The sequence below is a fragment of the Massilia sp. KIM genome, assembly GCF_002007115.1.
GTDB lineage: Bacteria > Pseudomonadota > Gammaproteobacteria > Burkholderiales > Burkholderiaceae_D > Telluria.
On sequence record NZ_MVAD01000002.1, the window covers coordinates 995,511 to 1,008,854 of the forward strand.

Below are 13,344 nucleotides of genomic sequence, written 5' to 3' on the forward strand. Positions count from 1 at the left end.
CGACTCAGCGCAGGTTGCTCAGTTGGGCGAGCTGCTGGGTCAGGTAGCTGCTGGTCTGCTGCATGCGGCCGATCGATACGTCGAGCGCGGTGAACTGGGCCATGTAGCGTTTCTCGGTGGCGGCCAGGCGGGCATTCAGGGCGTCGCGCGTCTTGCCGAGCTCCTTGACGGTGTCGTCCAGGCTCTTGGTCTGGCCGCTGATGATGCCGTTGCTGCCGGTGAAGTCCTCGAGCAGCTTGGTCATCAGGTCGGCATAGCCGCGCGAATAGCTGACCGTGCCGCGGTCCGCGGGCACGGCGCCGCCGGTGATGTCGACCTTGAGACCGGCCAGGGGCGAGCCCTTGCCGGCGGTCAGGGTCTGGCCCGAGCCTTCGCCCGGCACGCCGCCGATGGTGCCGGCGACGTCGGTGCCGTCGACCGAGGTCGCGCTCTGGAACAGGTTGGTGGACGCGTCCCCGCCCACCGCCACCTTCGAGGCCGAGCCATAGCGGTTCGATTCGATGGTCAGCTTGCCGTCGGCGTCGGCGCGCACGCTGACGCTGATGTTGGCCGCGGTGAACTCGGACAGGCCGTTGATCTTGGATTGCAGCTGGGCCGCCAGCGAGGCCGAGGTATAGGTGCCGGGCGGGATGGTCAGGGCGCTGCTGACGCCGTCGATGGTCAGGTTCAGCTGGTCCTTGCCCGGGCCGATGGTGAGGTCGGCCGGCGCCGCCGTGGCGGTGAGCGCGCCGCGCGTGGCCAGCGCCGTCACGCGCACCGGGGCGCTGCCCGGCGTGGTCGACGCGGTCGAGCCGATGTACTTGACCAGGGGGTCGGTGGTGCTGCCGATCGAGGCGAACAGGCCGGCGATGTCCTCGAAATTGCTGCCCATGGCCTTGGTCAGCTTGGCGCTGTCGAGCGCCAGCGTGCCGTCCTTCTGGAAGCTGACGCCGATCTGGGTCAGGTTGTTGAAGGCGCCGGCCGCGCCCGCGATCGGCTGGCCGATCATGCCGCGGATCTGCGACTGGATGTTGCGCACCGAGGATTCGCCCAGCAGCGGGCCTTTGGCCTTGGTGGCGGCATCGTAGCTGGTCAGGTTCTTGATGGTCTTTTCCAGCTCGTTATAGGCCTTGACGAAGGCGTTCACGCTGTTGGTGACCGAGGCGGTGTCGCGCGCCACGGTGACGCTGGTGCTGCCGACCTTGCTGACGCTCAGGTTCACGCCCTGGATCGCCTCGCTCACGTCCTTGGTGCTGGACTTGATCGCGATGCCGTTCACCGTCAGCGCCGTATCCTGGGCGGCGGTGCTCTGCTTCATGTTCTGGGCGCCGGCCGGGTCGTAGCCGAGCAGGTCCTGAAGCGAGGTGTCGGCGGGCGCAGCGGGGTCGCGCTCGACCGTGATCTTCATGCTCGATTTCTCGCCGGTCTTGTTCGAGGTCAGCACAAGGTGATGCGGGTTGGCGCTGCCATCCGACACCACGGTGGCGGTCACGCCCAGGTTGGCCTTGTTGATCGCATCGCGGATACCCTGCAGCGAATTATTGCTGCTGTCGATGACGATGCTGCCGCTGACCTGGTCCGCGTTCTGGGTGAAGGCCGGATTGGGCGGTGTCGCGCCGGGATCGGCGACATACACGCCATCGACCAGCTTGCCGCCGCTGATGGCGCCGAAGGAAAAGGTGAGGGTGGTCTTGGCGCCGTCGCCGACCGGCGCGCTGCTGCTGGCCATGCCCTTGGTCGCGATGGTCTGGGCCTGGGCCAGCTTGGTGACGTCGACGTTGTAGGTGCCCGCGACCGCCTTTGTGGTGGCGGTGCCGCTGACGATGGTGTTGTCGGCGGGGACCAGGGTGACCGACTGGAACTTGGCGGGCGAGCGCAGGGCTTCGAGCGCCGTTTGAAAACTGCTCAGGGAGCTCTTCAGGTTGCCGAAGGCGGAAACCTTGGCGAGGTAGCTCGCTTCCTTCTTGGCAAGGGCAGTCAGCGGCTGGGCCTCGACGGCCATCAGCTGGCTGACGATGTCCTTGACGTTCAGATTGGAACCAATACCCGGCGATGACAATGCCACGGAGCCTCCTGCGGAAAATGATAATGTAAGTCATTATCGGCAGCGCTGAACCCGTCTTTAGAGGCCGCTTTCTCCCTTAGTTCGGGAAATTGATTCCAAGCGTAAATATCTTTACGCTTGTTGTCTGATCAGCAAGCCCTGCAGGCGGTCCAGGGCCTTGGCGATTTCCAGCGCTTCCTTGCTCGGCATCTGGCGAATCACTTCCTTGGTGTCCGGATCGACCACCTTCACGACCTGGCGCTGGCTGTCCTCGTCGACCGAGAACTCGAGCCGGTGCGAGAGGGACTTCATGGTCTTGTTGATGCTGTCGAGGGCGGACTCGACCTCGCGCCCGCCTTCCTTGCCGGCTTTCTGCGCGTCCTTCGCCTGCTCGGTAGGCTCGGCCCGGCGCACGGCGGCGGGTTCGACGGAAGGCTGGCTGCGCTCGGCGGCGGGAGCCTCGACGCTCGCGGGCAGGGCGGCCTTGATGGATGGCAACTGCATGGCGTTCTCCTCAATGAAAAATTCCCCGGACGGTGGACACCGGCCGGGGAGCGCTGAGTACTAGCTGGCTGTGTGCGGATTAGCCACGCAGCAGCGACAGCACACCTTGCGGCAGCGAGTTGGCCTGGGCCAGCATCGCGGTGCCTGCCTGCTGCAGGATCTGGCCGCGGGTCAGGCTCGCGGTTTCGGCTGCGAAGTCGGTGTCCTGGATACGGCTACGTGCTGCCGACAGGTTTTCCGAGGTTGCTTGCAGGTTGCTGATGGTGTTGGTGAAACGGTTCTGCACCGCACCCAGCGAAGCACGCGAGTTGCTGATGTTGGCCAGGGCCGAGTCGATGATCTGCAGAGCATCGTTGGCGCCGGTCGGGATGCCGCCGGTGGTGGTGTTCACGTCGATCGAGGCAACCGACTTCAGTGCGCTGGTCGAGGCCACGTTGGCAGCGCCGGCGGTGATGCCCGATGCGCCGGTGTCCGACGACACGGTGAAGCTGCTCGGCGAGTTGAAGTTGATCTGGCCACCGATGGTCACAGCGTTGGCGACGCCGGTGTTGTTGCCGATCGGGACGGCCGCGCCGCTGGCGCCAGTCGCGGTGACGGTGTCCAGGCTGGAGCCGGCGGCATTGTTGTTGATGATGCCGATGTCATAGCCTTGCGCCTGGGTCATCTTGATCGTGCCGGCGGTCAGGTCGGCGACGGCGGTGATGCCGGTCGAACCTGCCTGGTCGTTGATCGCCTTGGTCAGGGCCGACAGGTCCTTCGGGTTGTTCACCTGGGCCGAGATGGTCACCGGGTTGGCGGTGGTGCCGTCGGCTTTCGGAGCGCCCTGCAGGGAGAACGACACGGTGCCCGAGTTGGCGAAGTTGCCCAGGGTGACTTCGGTGGTGGCGGTGGCGGTGACGTTGGTCGAACCCGATGCGGCGTTGACCTTGTCGACGATCGACTTGGCCGATTCGCCCTGGGTGATGGCGATCGCGCCGCTCGAGGCGCCGTTACCCTGGATGGTCAGGTTCTGGGCGTCGATGTTGTTCTTGGCGAGGGTGTTCTTCGCGGTGCTGGCCACTGCGGCGCTGACGTCGCCGTCCGCCTTGAAGTTGTTGTTGCCGAGTGCCGAAGCCTGGGCGCTGCCGATCGAGAAGTTGATCGTCTGGCCAGAGTTCGCGCCCACCTGGAACTGGGCGTTGTTCATGGTGCCGTCGAGCAGGTTCTTGCCGTTGAACTGGGTGGTGTTGGCCACGCGGTTCAGTTCCTGCTGGAGCTGGCTGATTTCCTGCTGGGTCGAATTGCGGTCCGATGCCGAGTTGGTGCCGTTGGCCACCTGAACGGCCAGGGTACGCATACGCTGCAGCAGGTCGGTCGCGGTTGCCAGGCCACCTTCCGCAGTCTGAGCCAGCGAGATACCGTCGTTCGCGTTACGGGCAGCCTGGTTCAGGCCGTTGATCTGGCTGGTCATGCGGTCCGAGATCGCGAGACCGGCAGCGTCATCCTTTGCGCTGTTGATGCGCAGGCCCGAGGACAGGCGCTGCAGCGAGGTCGCGAGGGCGCCCTGCGACTGGCTCAGGTTACGTTGGGAATTCAGCGATGCGGTGTTGGTGATGATAGACGAGGCCATGGAGTTCTCCATTTGTATTTCGGGGCGGGCGATCTGCCCTGTTCACTTTGGTCCGCCACCCTGTTCCGTGACGATCAAACCGCTGTTGATGCAGGTAACGAGTTCCTGTGGGAAAACTTTAGGAGAAAAATCTTTTGTTTTTGCCCTATAGTTCGGCCGGCGGCTGCGTCTAATCGGCGCTGTTTTGGCGAACTTTAGGGCAGAAAAATTTATTTTTTTACGTGGAAGCGGCTAAAGAATCCGCAATCCGGGGGCCTCAGGAATAAAAAACGCCGGCATCGCCGGCGTTTTCTTGTCAATTCTTCATCAGCTGCGCAAAAGGCCGTACAGTTTGTCCAGCCGCGCCCAGCCGCCCTTGTGCAGGGCGGCGTCGATCCGCCCCAGCAGCGTCTGGTCATGATTGAAACGCCGGTAATGCGCCTGTACGGTTTGCACCAGGGTGGCCGCGTCCGGCAGCTCGCCTTCCGTATTGCAGCGCGCCGCCAGCATCAGGCGCAGCAGGCCGAAGCGGCTGACCAGCCGCAGGTAGCTGTCGAAGGGCGAGGCCATGTCGAAGGGGAAGAGATGCAGGAAGAGCTCGTTCAACAGATAGTGATCGAGCAGGTGAGGCGCTGCCTGCAGGGCTTCCGGCAGGCGCGCCAGGCCGCGGCGGTAGCACTCGACCAGGCGCTCGGCGCTGACCTGGCCGGTGAGCGGGTCGGCGCCCAGGCCGGATGCAACGGCGTCGGCCACGCGATGGCGCAGGTTGGCATGGCGCTCCTTGGGCACCGATTCGAGCAGGACCGAGAACAGCATGGCCTGGGCCTCGTGATCGGGCTGGAGCTGGGCCAGGGGCTCGAGCAGGGCGCCATTCTCGAGCAGGGCGGCGGTGTCGGCCAGCAGCGTGCGGGCCGCCTCCAGGTCGCGCCGCGCCAGGGGCTCGACCAGGCCCTCGCACACCAGGCCGAGCACAGCCAGGCGTTGCCATACCGGCAGCCCGTCGACGCGCATCAGGTTCAGGCAGAAATAGCGGATCTCGTTCACCGCCTCCAGGCTCATGCCTTCGCGGGCATTGACCACGCGCACCAGGGGCGCGCGCACCGTCATGCTGCCTTCGGTGAACTCGAAGGCGTCCGGCGCCAGCAAGGCCAGGCGCGCCGCTTCGGGGCAGGACAGTTCGAGCGACTGCTCGGCCTGGCCGCCGACGTCGGTCCACACGCGCGGGTAGGTGAAGCAGGTGTGCGACAGGGCCTGGTCGCCGAGGTCGCGGTGCACGCTGCACAGTTCGTTTTCCAGGGCCGGGCAGGCGCTGTCCGCGCCGCTCAGCTCGATGCGACCGTAGTTCAGGTCGCTGCGCGGCTCGGGATTGATGCGGATGATGGTGGCCAGCTTGCCGGCTTCCGGACGCTGGTAGGCCTCGAAGGTCTGCTTGTCCAGGCCGACGTGCCATTCCTTACAGCAGTTGTCCTCACACTGGGGACCGATGCAGCGGAAGCGCGACACGTACTGGGGTTGCAGGGCCGGGACGGTGAGGGTGGGATGGCGAATGGGCATGGGCGGCAATGGAGTGATTGCTGCGCCGGCCCGGGACGGACCGGCCACAGCCTGACACCGGAAGTCTAGCTCAGAGGCAAGCCAAGCTAATCGGCAATCACCACCCGGTTCTTGCCGCTATTCTTGGCTTGGTACATGGCGCGGTCGGCGCGCGCCATCAGCGAGGCCTGCTCCTCGTTGGGCAGGCGCAAGGCCACCCCGCAGGAGAAGGTGATCAGCATCTTCTCGTTATCGTGCAGGAAGAAGTGCTTGGTCAGCTCGCGCTGCACCCTCACCATGGCCGCCGCCGCCGCGTCCACCGTGGTCTCGGGCAGCAGGATCAGGAATTCCTCGCCGCCGAAGCGGGCGATCACGTCCATCGAGCGCAGGGTGTCGCGCACCACCTTGACCAGGTGCTTGAGGGCGGCGTCGCCGGCCAGGTGGCCATAGGTATCGTTGAGTTTCTTGAAATTGTCGAGGTCGAGCAAGGCCACGCATAAAGGCATGTTGCGCCGGTCGGCCCGGGCGCTCTCGCGCTCGAACACGTCGTCCAGGCCGCGGCGGTTGAGGCTGCCGGTCAGCTGGTCTTCGCGCACCAGTTCGCTCATGTGCTGGAGCTCCGCTTCCAGTTCGCGGATGCGCTGCTCGGCGTCCTGCACCTCGCGGTGCGCGGCCAGCATGCGGTCGCGCGCGGCCAGGGCCTCGTCCTGGGCGTGGCGGGTTTCGCGCAGCACTTCCTCCAGCACGGCGTTCAGCTCGTCGATGTTGCCGGCGCGCCCGATGCGCTCCGAGAAGCCGCCCAGCTTCTCGTGGTAGTCGCTGCTGGCCGCCGCCGCCGAGCCGAGGCGGTCGATGAAGGTCATCATCATGTTCTTCATGGTCGACTTGACATCGGCCAGGCCGTGCTTCAGGTGGCCCTGCTTGATGATCACGTCCTTCAGGCTGCGCGTGGCGTCTTCCAGCGCGCGCGCGTCGAGCGGCCCGGAGATCAGGTCCTGCACCGCCGCGATCTGGCCGCGCATCCAGCTGTCGTCGTCCAGCAGCCCGCTGACGTTGTCGAGCAGGAGCTTGAACAGGCGCAGCAGCAACTGCTGTTCCTCGGCGCCGTCCTGGCCGCGCAGTTCGACCTGGAAGCACAGCTGCTTCAGGCGCGCGGCGAGGTCCTGCAACTCCGATTCGCCATGCGCGGTCTTGACCGCCGCGCCCATGCTCTCGGCCTCCGCTACCAGGGCCGGGCTGCCGCTGAGCAGGGAAGGCAGGGCGAAGGACAGGGAGCGCGCCAGCATCTCGCGCAGCAGGCGGGTGTCCGGTTCCTCTGCGCCCAGGGCCATCACCGGCGTGTTGCGGCGCAGGTGGCGGTCCTGCAACTGGGTGAGGGCCTGGGTGTAGCCGTTCCAGTCGCCGGTCCTGGCGGCGCGCGCCAGGCGGCGGCCATATTCCGACACTTCGCCCGGCGTCTCGGACAGGCGCTTCGCAAAGCCATTCAGCACCTCGACCGCGCCGCTCTCCGGCGAAGGCGCGGGGGGCGCCGGCGGCGTGCCGGCGATTTCGTCATAGATGGCCCGGTAGGCGTCCGGCGTGGGCGCGATGCGGCGGGTGGCCAGGCGGCGGAAGGCTTCGCGGGCGATCTCGGCGGGATTCATGGCGGCCGGGGAGCTGGCCGGAGCGGTGGGGGTCGACATGGTGTAATGACGCTGGAACTAAGTGCGTAATGATAAGCATCTTTTTTGCTTACCATCAATAAATAAACAGTAACAAAGTTAGGCTTACCCCACCGCTGGGGTCTTCCAGCAACAGCCTCAGTCGACCAGGCCGTTGCGAATCGCGTAGTGGGTGAGCTCGGCGCTGGTCTTGAGTTTCATTTTCGTCAAGAGACGGGCGCGGTATTCGCTGATGGTCTTCACCGACAGCGACAGCTCCTTGGCGATCTCGCTCACCGTCATGCCCGAGGCGATCATGGTCAGGGTCTGGTATTCGCGGTCGGACAGGGTCTCGTGCACGGCCGCCTCGTGGTCTTCGCCGATGGTGCTGGCCAGGGTCTGGGCCAGGGCGGCGCTGACGTATTTCTGGCCGGCCGCCACCTGCCGGATCGCGGTCACCAGTTCCTTGGGCGCGCTCTGCTTGGTCATGTAGCCCGAAGCGCCGGCCTTGAGCGAGCGGATCGCATACTGGTCTTCGCGGTGCATGGACAGCATCAGCACCGCCAGCTCGGGGCGGTCCTTCTTGACCTGCTTGAGCACATCGATGCCGTTGCGGTCGGGCAGGGAAATGTCGAGGAGCATCACCTGGCAACGTGCCTTGCCGATCAGGCGGGTGGCGTCGAGCCCGTTCTCGGCCTCGCCGGCGACGATGATGTCGCGCTGCTCGGCCAGGATTTGCTTGAGTCCCTCACGGACAATGGCGTGGTCGTCGGCGATGAATACGCGGATGGTTTTGTCGGTCATTCTTGTTGTGCGGTGTTGCTGGTGCGGGCGGACCCGGCGACGCCAGGGTCGGCCAGACGAATCTTGATGGTCACCATCGTGCCACCTCCGGGCGCCGCCGACAAGGCCAGCGTGCCGCCGAGGGCGCTGGCGCGCTCGCTCATGCCGCGCAGGCCGAAGGAGTGCGGCTTGAGGCGGTCGGCCGGCTGGATGCCGCGGCCATTGTCGCAGATCGTGAGCAGCAGGTGCTGGCGCTGGCGCCGCAGCGAGACCGTCACGCGGGTGGCGCCGGCGTGCTTGGCGATGTTGGTCAGGGTTTCCTGGAAGATGCGGAACAGCGCCGTGGCGTGGTCCGGGTCGAGGACGATGTCGGGGTCGGCGAAGCGCAGCAGCACCGGTATCCCCAGTTGTTTCTCGAATTCGCGCGCCTGCCATTCGAGGGCGGCGACCAGGCCCAGGTCGAGGGTGGTGGGGCGCAGGTCGAGCGAGATGCGGTGCACCGCCTCGATGCTGCGGTCGACCAGGTCGTCGAGGTAGTTGGCCTTGTCGAGCAGGGCCGGCTGGTCGTCGGGCAGGCGCGCCGCCAGCATCGCCAGCGCCATCTTGATGGCGGTCAGGTTGCCGCCCAGGTCGTCGTGGATCTCACGCGCGATGCGGGTGCGCTCCTGTTCCTTCACATGCTCGATGTGGGCGGTCAGCTCGGCCAGGCGCTCGCGCGAGCGCTGCAGTTCTTCCTGGGCCTGGCGGCTGGCCGTGATGTTGGTCATGATGCCGTCCCATTGCAAGGCCCCGTCGGCCAGCAGGTGGGGCGTGGCGCGCAGGTTGATCCACTTGACGTCCTTCCAGGCGTCGATCCAGATCCGGCCTTCCCAGTTCCAGGCCGCCAGTTCCTCGCGCGAGGCCTGCATCGACTCGTGGTAGCCCTTGCGGTCTTCCGGCAGGATCAGGGCCTCGAACAGCGAAGCGTCGTGCTGGAGTTCGAACACCGACAGCCCGAGCAGGGCCGGGCAGCCTTCGCTCAGGTAGGGGAAGTCGGCGCGCCCGTCCGGGTGCAGCACGAACTGGTAGACCAGGCCGGGAGTGTGGTCGACGATGGCGTTGAAGCGCGCCTGGTACTGCTCCAGCGCCAGCACGGCGGCATGCTCGAGCGACAGGTCGTCGCCGATCGCCAGCAGCAGGCGGCGGCCATCGCGCACGATGCGCAGCAGGGTCAGCTTGGCCGGGTAGCTGCTGCCGTCGCTGCGGCGCAGGCGGGTGCGCAGGCCGACCTGGGCGCCGACGTCCTCGCCCAGGCCGGCCAGCAGCTCGGCCAGCGCCGTGCGGTCGAGCGCCGGCGCGAGGGCGTAGGCGTCCAGGCCCGACAGGGCCGCGCTGTCGTAGCCCAGGTTCAGGCGCGCGGCCTGGTTGGCGTCGACCACCGCCAGGGTGTCGGCGTCGAGCAGGAAGATCTCCGAGGTGGCCGACTGCATCTCGGCGGCGAGGCTGGGGGTGGCGTTCATGGCTGTCCGGTTCCGGTGGATTTGTTGCGGCGCGCCCGCCACTGGGCGCTGAAGCGGCGCAGGACGCGCAGCAGGTGGCTGGAAGGCGGGTGCGCGGCAGGGGGGCGCAGCCGGCGCCGCAGCCGGCGCGCGAGCCGGCGCGCGCCCTGGCGCCAGGCCGCCACCAGGCGGCGCGCGCGCAGGTAGAAGGGGCTGGCGCGCAGCAGGGACAGCAGCCGGTCGCTGAAGGCGAGGAAGGCGCCGTGGCAGCGCGCGAACCAGCCCACGCCGAGCAGGGTGGGCCGGGTCAGCAGGTAGATGCGGGCCACGACCGCGGCCCCGCCGAGCTTGGCCGCGACGAAGCCGGCGATGCCGGCGCCGGCATGGCCGTGGCCGATGGCGAGCAGGGCCAGCAGCTTGACCGGCAGCAGGAGCAGGCCCGGCAGCAGGAAGGCGGTGAGGGCGGCCCAGGCCGGCAGTCGGCTTACGTGCTCCTCCAGCCGGCGCAGCGGCGGCCAGGCGGCCAGCGCGGCGGCCCAGCGCGCGCCCACTTCCCAGGTCCAGGCCTCGGCGAGCAGGACCAGCGCCGCCAGGTGGACCAGGGGCGCGAGCGGCCGGCTGCGGGGGCGTGAGGATGGCGCGCGTCTCATGAAAGCATGATACATGAGGCCCCGGGATGGGCACACGTACGCGCCGGGAGCGCAGGCCGGCCCCGGTGTGGCTACAATAGGCGCCATGAACAAGGCATTTGTGAAAGAGTCCGACAACGAGGACGACGACGAAGCACTGGCCCTGGCCCAGGCGATTCCCGCCGGCGCCAAGAACTACATCACGCCCGCCGGCTACCAGCGCATCAAGGACGAACTGCTGCAGCTGATCGACGTCGACCGGCCCGAGGTGGTCAAGGTGGTGCACTGGGCCGCCTCCAACGGCGACCGCTCGGAGAACGGCGACTATATCTACGGCAAGCGGCGCCTGCGCGAGATCGACCGCCGCATCCGCTTCCTCACCAAGCGCATGGACTCGGCCTTCCCCGTCGACCCGAGCGTTCATTACGGCAACGACCAGGTCTTCTTCGGCGCCACCGTCACCTACCTCAACAAGGCCGGCGAAGAGCACACCGTCACCATCGTCGGCATCGACGAGCTCGACCCGCTCAAGGGCCGGATCAGCTGGGTGTCGCCGGTGGCGCGCGCCCTGACCAAGGCGCGCGAGGGCGATGTGGTGATGCTGCAGACGCCCAACGGCGTGGACGAACTGGAGATCCTGGCGGTCGAGTATCCCGAACCGCAGGCCGACTGAGGAGCCCGGGGGCTGGTAAGATGGATGCTTGCCGTTTTCCGGACCCCGCATGAATCACCATCACGATACCGCAGCCGAGCAGGACGTCCTCGCCGCGCTGCGCGCCGCCACGGCCACGCGCCACGAGCGGCTGGACAACGGCCTTCCCCTGGCGGGGGCGCAGCCCGGCCTGGAGGACTACGCCAGCCACCTGCGCCTGGTGCGCGACTGGCTGACCCCGCTGCAGGCCTGGCTGGCCGGCTATGCCGACGGTCCCGCCGCCTTCCTGCCGCCGCGCGAGCGCCTGGCCCTGATCGCGGCCGACCTGGACGAGCCCGGCATGCCGGCGCCGGTCGCGCCACAACCGGCTGCGCGCTGGCCGGACGGCGCCAGCGCCGCCTACCGCTGGGGCGTCTGCTACGTCATCGAGGGCGCCCAGCTGGGCGGCAGCGTGCTGCACAAGCGGCTGAGCGAACGCCTGGCGCCGCATCCGCTGCGCTACCTGCGCGGGGATGTGGAGGGACCGGGTCCGCGCTGGCGCGCCTTCATGCAGTCCCTGCGCGGCGCGGTGCGCACGCCCGAAGAGGTGGCCGAAGCCTGCGCCGGCGCGCGGGCGGCCTTCGACAGCATCCTGCAACTGGGCTTGCGGCCCGCCTCCTAGCAAGGCCGCCGGGCGCGGATGTTTCCTGCGCTCAAGCATGCGACAGGCTTCCGATCGTGTCGATATGATTTGGACAACGAAATCATCATCGAGGACACGACCATGGCTTCCGTCTCACCGGCCAGTACGGCCCTTCATCGCCCACCGGGCGCGCTGCATACGATCCTGCTGGCCGGGACCGTGCCCCTGTTCCTGGGCGCATTGCTGAGCGATATCGCTTACCACAACAGCTACCAGATCCAGTGGGCCAACTTCGCCTCCTGGCTGATCGCCGGGGCCCTGGTCTTTTGCGGGCTGGCCCTGCTGTTCGCGCTGGTCCACCTGGTCCGCGCCAGGCCGAGGGCGCGCCAGGCGCTGATCTATTTCCTCCTGCTGCTGACCACCTGGGTGCTGGGCCTGGTGAACGCCTTCGAACACGCGAAGGACGCCTGGGCCGTCATGCCGACCGGCCTGGTGCTCTCGGTCATCGTCACCCTGCTGGCCATCGCCGCCGCCTGGGTCGGACTCGGCCTGCGTACGGGAGGTGTGCGATGAAGCGCCTGAGCCTCCTGCCCCTGGTGGGCGCCGCCCTGCTGCTGAGCGCCTGCGGCGACGAAGGCGGCAATACCCAGGCCTACGGCACCGATCCCAAGCTGCCGGAGCCGCAACGCGGCCTGCTGCCGAGCATGAAGATCGCCGAGCCGACGGCCTGGGGCGACCAGAAGCCGACCGTGCCCGAGGGCTATACGGTCAGCGCCATCGCGACCGACATGCAGATCCCGCGCCAGACCCTGGTGCTGCCCAACGGCGACATCCTGGTGGCGGAAGGACGGGCCAAGGGCGCACCCAAGCTCAAGCCCAAGGACGTGATCGCCGGCTACATCAAGGCCAAGGGCACGACCAAGGTCAAGGGGGGCGACCGCCTGAGCCTGCTGCGCGACGCCGATGGCGACGGCGTCTACGAGCTCAAGACAGTGTTCGCCGACAAGCTGAACGCGCCCTATGGCCTGGCCTTCGCCAACAACAAGATCTATGTGGCGAACCAGGACGAACTGGTCAGCTTCGACTACAAGGAGGGCCAGACCACGGCCGGCGGGCCGCCGGCCAGCCTGACCAAGCTGCCCTCCGAGATCAACCACCACTGGACCAAGGCCCTGACCGTCAGCCCGGATGGCCGCTTCCTCTACGTCGGCATCGGCTCGAACAGCAACATCACCGAGCGCGGCATGGAAGTCGAGGCCGACCGCGCCATGGTGTGGCGGATCGACGCCGAGACCGGGGCCCACAAACCCTATGCCACCGGCCTGCGCAACCCGACCGCCCTGGCGATCCAGCCCGGCAGCGGGCAGCTGTGGGCGGTGGTCAACGAGCGCGACGAGCTGGGTCCGGACCTGGTGCCGGACTACCTGACGTCGGTCAAGGAGGGCGGCTTCTACGGCTGGCCCTACAGCTACTGGGGACAGAACGTGGACACCCGCGTGATGCCCCAGGATCCGAAGAAGGTCGCCGCGGCCATCAAGCCCGATTACGCGCTCGGCTCGCACGTCGCCGCTCTCGGCGTGGCTTTCTCGCGGCCGGAAATGGGCGCGAAGTTCGCCGACGGCGTCTTTGTGGGCGAGCACGGCAGCTGGAACCGGGCCCAGCCGGTGGGCTACAAGGTGATCTTCGTTCCCTTCAGTAACGGACGTCCGGCCGGCCAGCCGGTCGAGTTCGTGACGGGCTTTCGCGACGCCGACGGCAAGACCCGCGGCCGCCCGGTGGGCGTGACGGTGGACCCGCGCGGGGCGCTGATCGTCGCCGACGACCTCGCCAATATCGTGTGGCGGGTGGCGCGCAAGCAGTGAAGGGAAGGCGCGGCCGCCTGGCCGCGCTGC

General features: G+C 67.5%; 12 protein-coding genes. 4 read left to right on the forward strand and 8 right to left on the reverse strand.

The features are described 5' to 3' along the window. Positions 1–4: 4 nt before the first annotated feature. The 8 genes from fliD to B0920_RS19220 all read right to left on the reverse strand — a co-directional run bounded on the left by fliD (position 5) and on the right by B0920_RS19220 (position 10,199). Positions 5–2,044, reverse strand: coding sequence for a flagellar filament capping protein FliD (gene fliD / locus B0920_RS19185; protein ID WP_078034240.1), 2,040 nt, complete (start codon positions 2,042–2,044; stop codon positions 5–7). Between the two features lie 111 nt (positions 2,045–2,155). Then, the gene (locus B0920_RS19190; RefSeq protein WP_078034241.1) at positions 2,156–2,527 is read right to left on the reverse strand and encodes a flagellar protein FlaG; all 372 of its coding nucleotides are present in this window, start codon (positions 2,525–2,527) and stop codon (positions 2,156–2,158) included. Between the two features lie 79 nt (positions 2,528–2,606). Further along, complete coding sequence (locus B0920_RS19195) at positions 2,607–4,136, reverse strand: flagellin (RefSeq protein ID WP_078034242.1); 1,530 nt, start codon at positions 4,134–4,136, stop codon at positions 2,607–2,609. A 306-nt stretch (positions 4,137–4,442) separates the two neighbouring features. Further along, positions 4,443–5,669 (reverse strand): flagellin lysine-N-methylase, encoded by a 1,227-nt coding sequence (fliB, locus tag B0920_RS19200; protein ID WP_078034243.1) that lies wholly within the window; start codon positions 5,667–5,669, stop codon positions 4,443–4,445. Between the two features lie 86 nt (positions 5,670–5,755). Then, complete coding sequence (locus B0920_RS19205) at positions 5,756–7,330, reverse strand: GGDEF domain-containing protein (protein WP_078034244.1); 1,575 nt, start codon at positions 7,328–7,330, stop codon at positions 5,756–5,758. A gap of 117 nt (positions 7,331–7,447) precedes the next feature. Then, on the reverse strand, positions 7,448–8,092 hold the full coding sequence (locus tag B0920_RS19210; protein ID WP_078034245.1) for a response regulator transcription factor: 645 nt from the start codon (positions 8,090–8,092) through the stop codon (positions 7,448–7,450). After that, entirely contained in the window at positions 8,089–9,570 is a 1,482-nt protein-coding gene (locus B0920_RS19215) for an ATP-binding protein (RefSeq protein ID WP_229455773.1), read from the reverse strand. The genes B0920_RS19210 and B0920_RS19215 overlap by 4 nt, the downstream gene beginning before the upstream one ends. Then, complete coding sequence (locus tag B0920_RS19220; protein ID WP_078034483.1) at positions 9,567–10,199, reverse strand: hypothetical protein; 633 nt, start codon at positions 10,197–10,199, stop codon at positions 9,567–9,569. Before B0920_RS19220 ends, B0920_RS19215 begins: the two co-directional genes overlap by 4 nt. 85 nt (positions 10,200–10,284) lie before the next feature. Between B0920_RS19220 and greB the strand changes: the two genes are divergently transcribed. The 4 genes from greB to B0920_RS19240 all read left to right on the forward strand — a co-directional run bounded on the left by greB (position 10,285) and on the right by B0920_RS19240 (position 13,314). Next, entirely contained in the window at positions 10,285–10,851 is a 567-nt protein-coding gene (gene greB, locus B0920_RS19225; protein ID WP_078034246.1) for a transcription elongation factor GreB, read from the forward strand. Between the two features lie 49 nt (positions 10,852–10,900). Next, the gene (locus B0920_RS19230; protein ID WP_078034247.1) at positions 10,901–11,491 is read left to right on the forward strand and encodes a biliverdin-producing heme oxygenase; all 591 of its coding nucleotides are present in this window, start codon (positions 10,901–10,903) and stop codon (positions 11,489–11,491) included. A 102-nt stretch (positions 11,492–11,593) separates the two neighbouring features. Continuing rightward, positions 11,594–12,025: a DUF2231 domain-containing protein gene (locus tag B0920_RS19235; RefSeq protein WP_078034484.1), complete on the forward strand. Its 432-nt coding sequence runs from the start codon at positions 11,594–11,596 to the stop codon at positions 12,023–12,025. Beyond that, the gene (locus tag B0920_RS19240) at positions 12,022–13,314 is read left to right on the forward strand and encodes a sorbosone dehydrogenase family protein (RefSeq protein WP_078034248.1); all 1,293 of its coding nucleotides are present in this window, start codon (positions 12,022–12,024) and stop codon (positions 13,312–13,314) included. The genes B0920_RS19235 and B0920_RS19240 overlap by 4 nt, the downstream gene beginning before the upstream one ends. The last annotated feature ends 30 nt before the right edge of the window (positions 13,315–13,344 follow it).

Coding starts and splice junctions, on each gene's coding strand:
- B0920_RS19215 (WP_229455773.1), bottom strand. CDS start 9,570: ATGAACGCCACCCCCAGCCTCGCCGCCGAGATGCAGTCGGCCACCTCG.
- B0920_RS19240 (WP_078034248.1), top strand. CDS start 12,022: ATGAAGCGCCTGAGCCTCCTGCCCCTGGTGGGCGCCGCCCTGCTGCTG.
- B0920_RS19205 (WP_078034244.1), bottom strand. CDS start 7,330: ATGTCGACCCCCACCGCTCCGGCCAGCTCCCCGGCCGCCATGAATCCC.
- B0920_RS19190 (WP_078034241.1), bottom strand. CDS start 2,527: ATGCAGTTGCCATCCATCAAGGCCGCCCTGCCCGCGAGCGTCGAGGCT.
- fliB (WP_078034243.1), bottom strand. CDS start 5,669: ATGCCCATTCGCCATCCCACCCTCACCGTCCCGGCCCTGCAACCCCAG.
- B0920_RS19210 (WP_078034245.1), bottom strand. CDS start 8,092: ATGACCGACAAAACCATCCGCGTATTCATCGCCGACGACCACGCCATT.
- B0920_RS19195 (WP_078034242.1), bottom strand. CDS start 4,136: ATGGCCTCGTCTATCATCACCAACACCGCATCGCTGAATTCCCAACGT.
- B0920_RS19220 (WP_078034483.1), bottom strand. CDS start 10,199: ATGAGACGCGCGCCATCCTCACGCCCCCGCAGCCGGCCGCTCGCGCCC.
- B0920_RS19230 (WP_078034247.1), top strand. CDS start 10,901: ATGAATCACCATCACGATACCGCAGCCGAGCAGGACGTCCTCGCCGCG.
- B0920_RS19235 (WP_078034484.1), top strand. CDS start 11,594: ATGGCTTCCGTCTCACCGGCCAGTACGGCCCTTCATCGCCCACCGGGC.
- greB (WP_078034246.1), top strand. CDS start 10,285: ATGAACAAGGCATTTGTGAAAGAGTCCGACAACGAGGACGACGACGAA.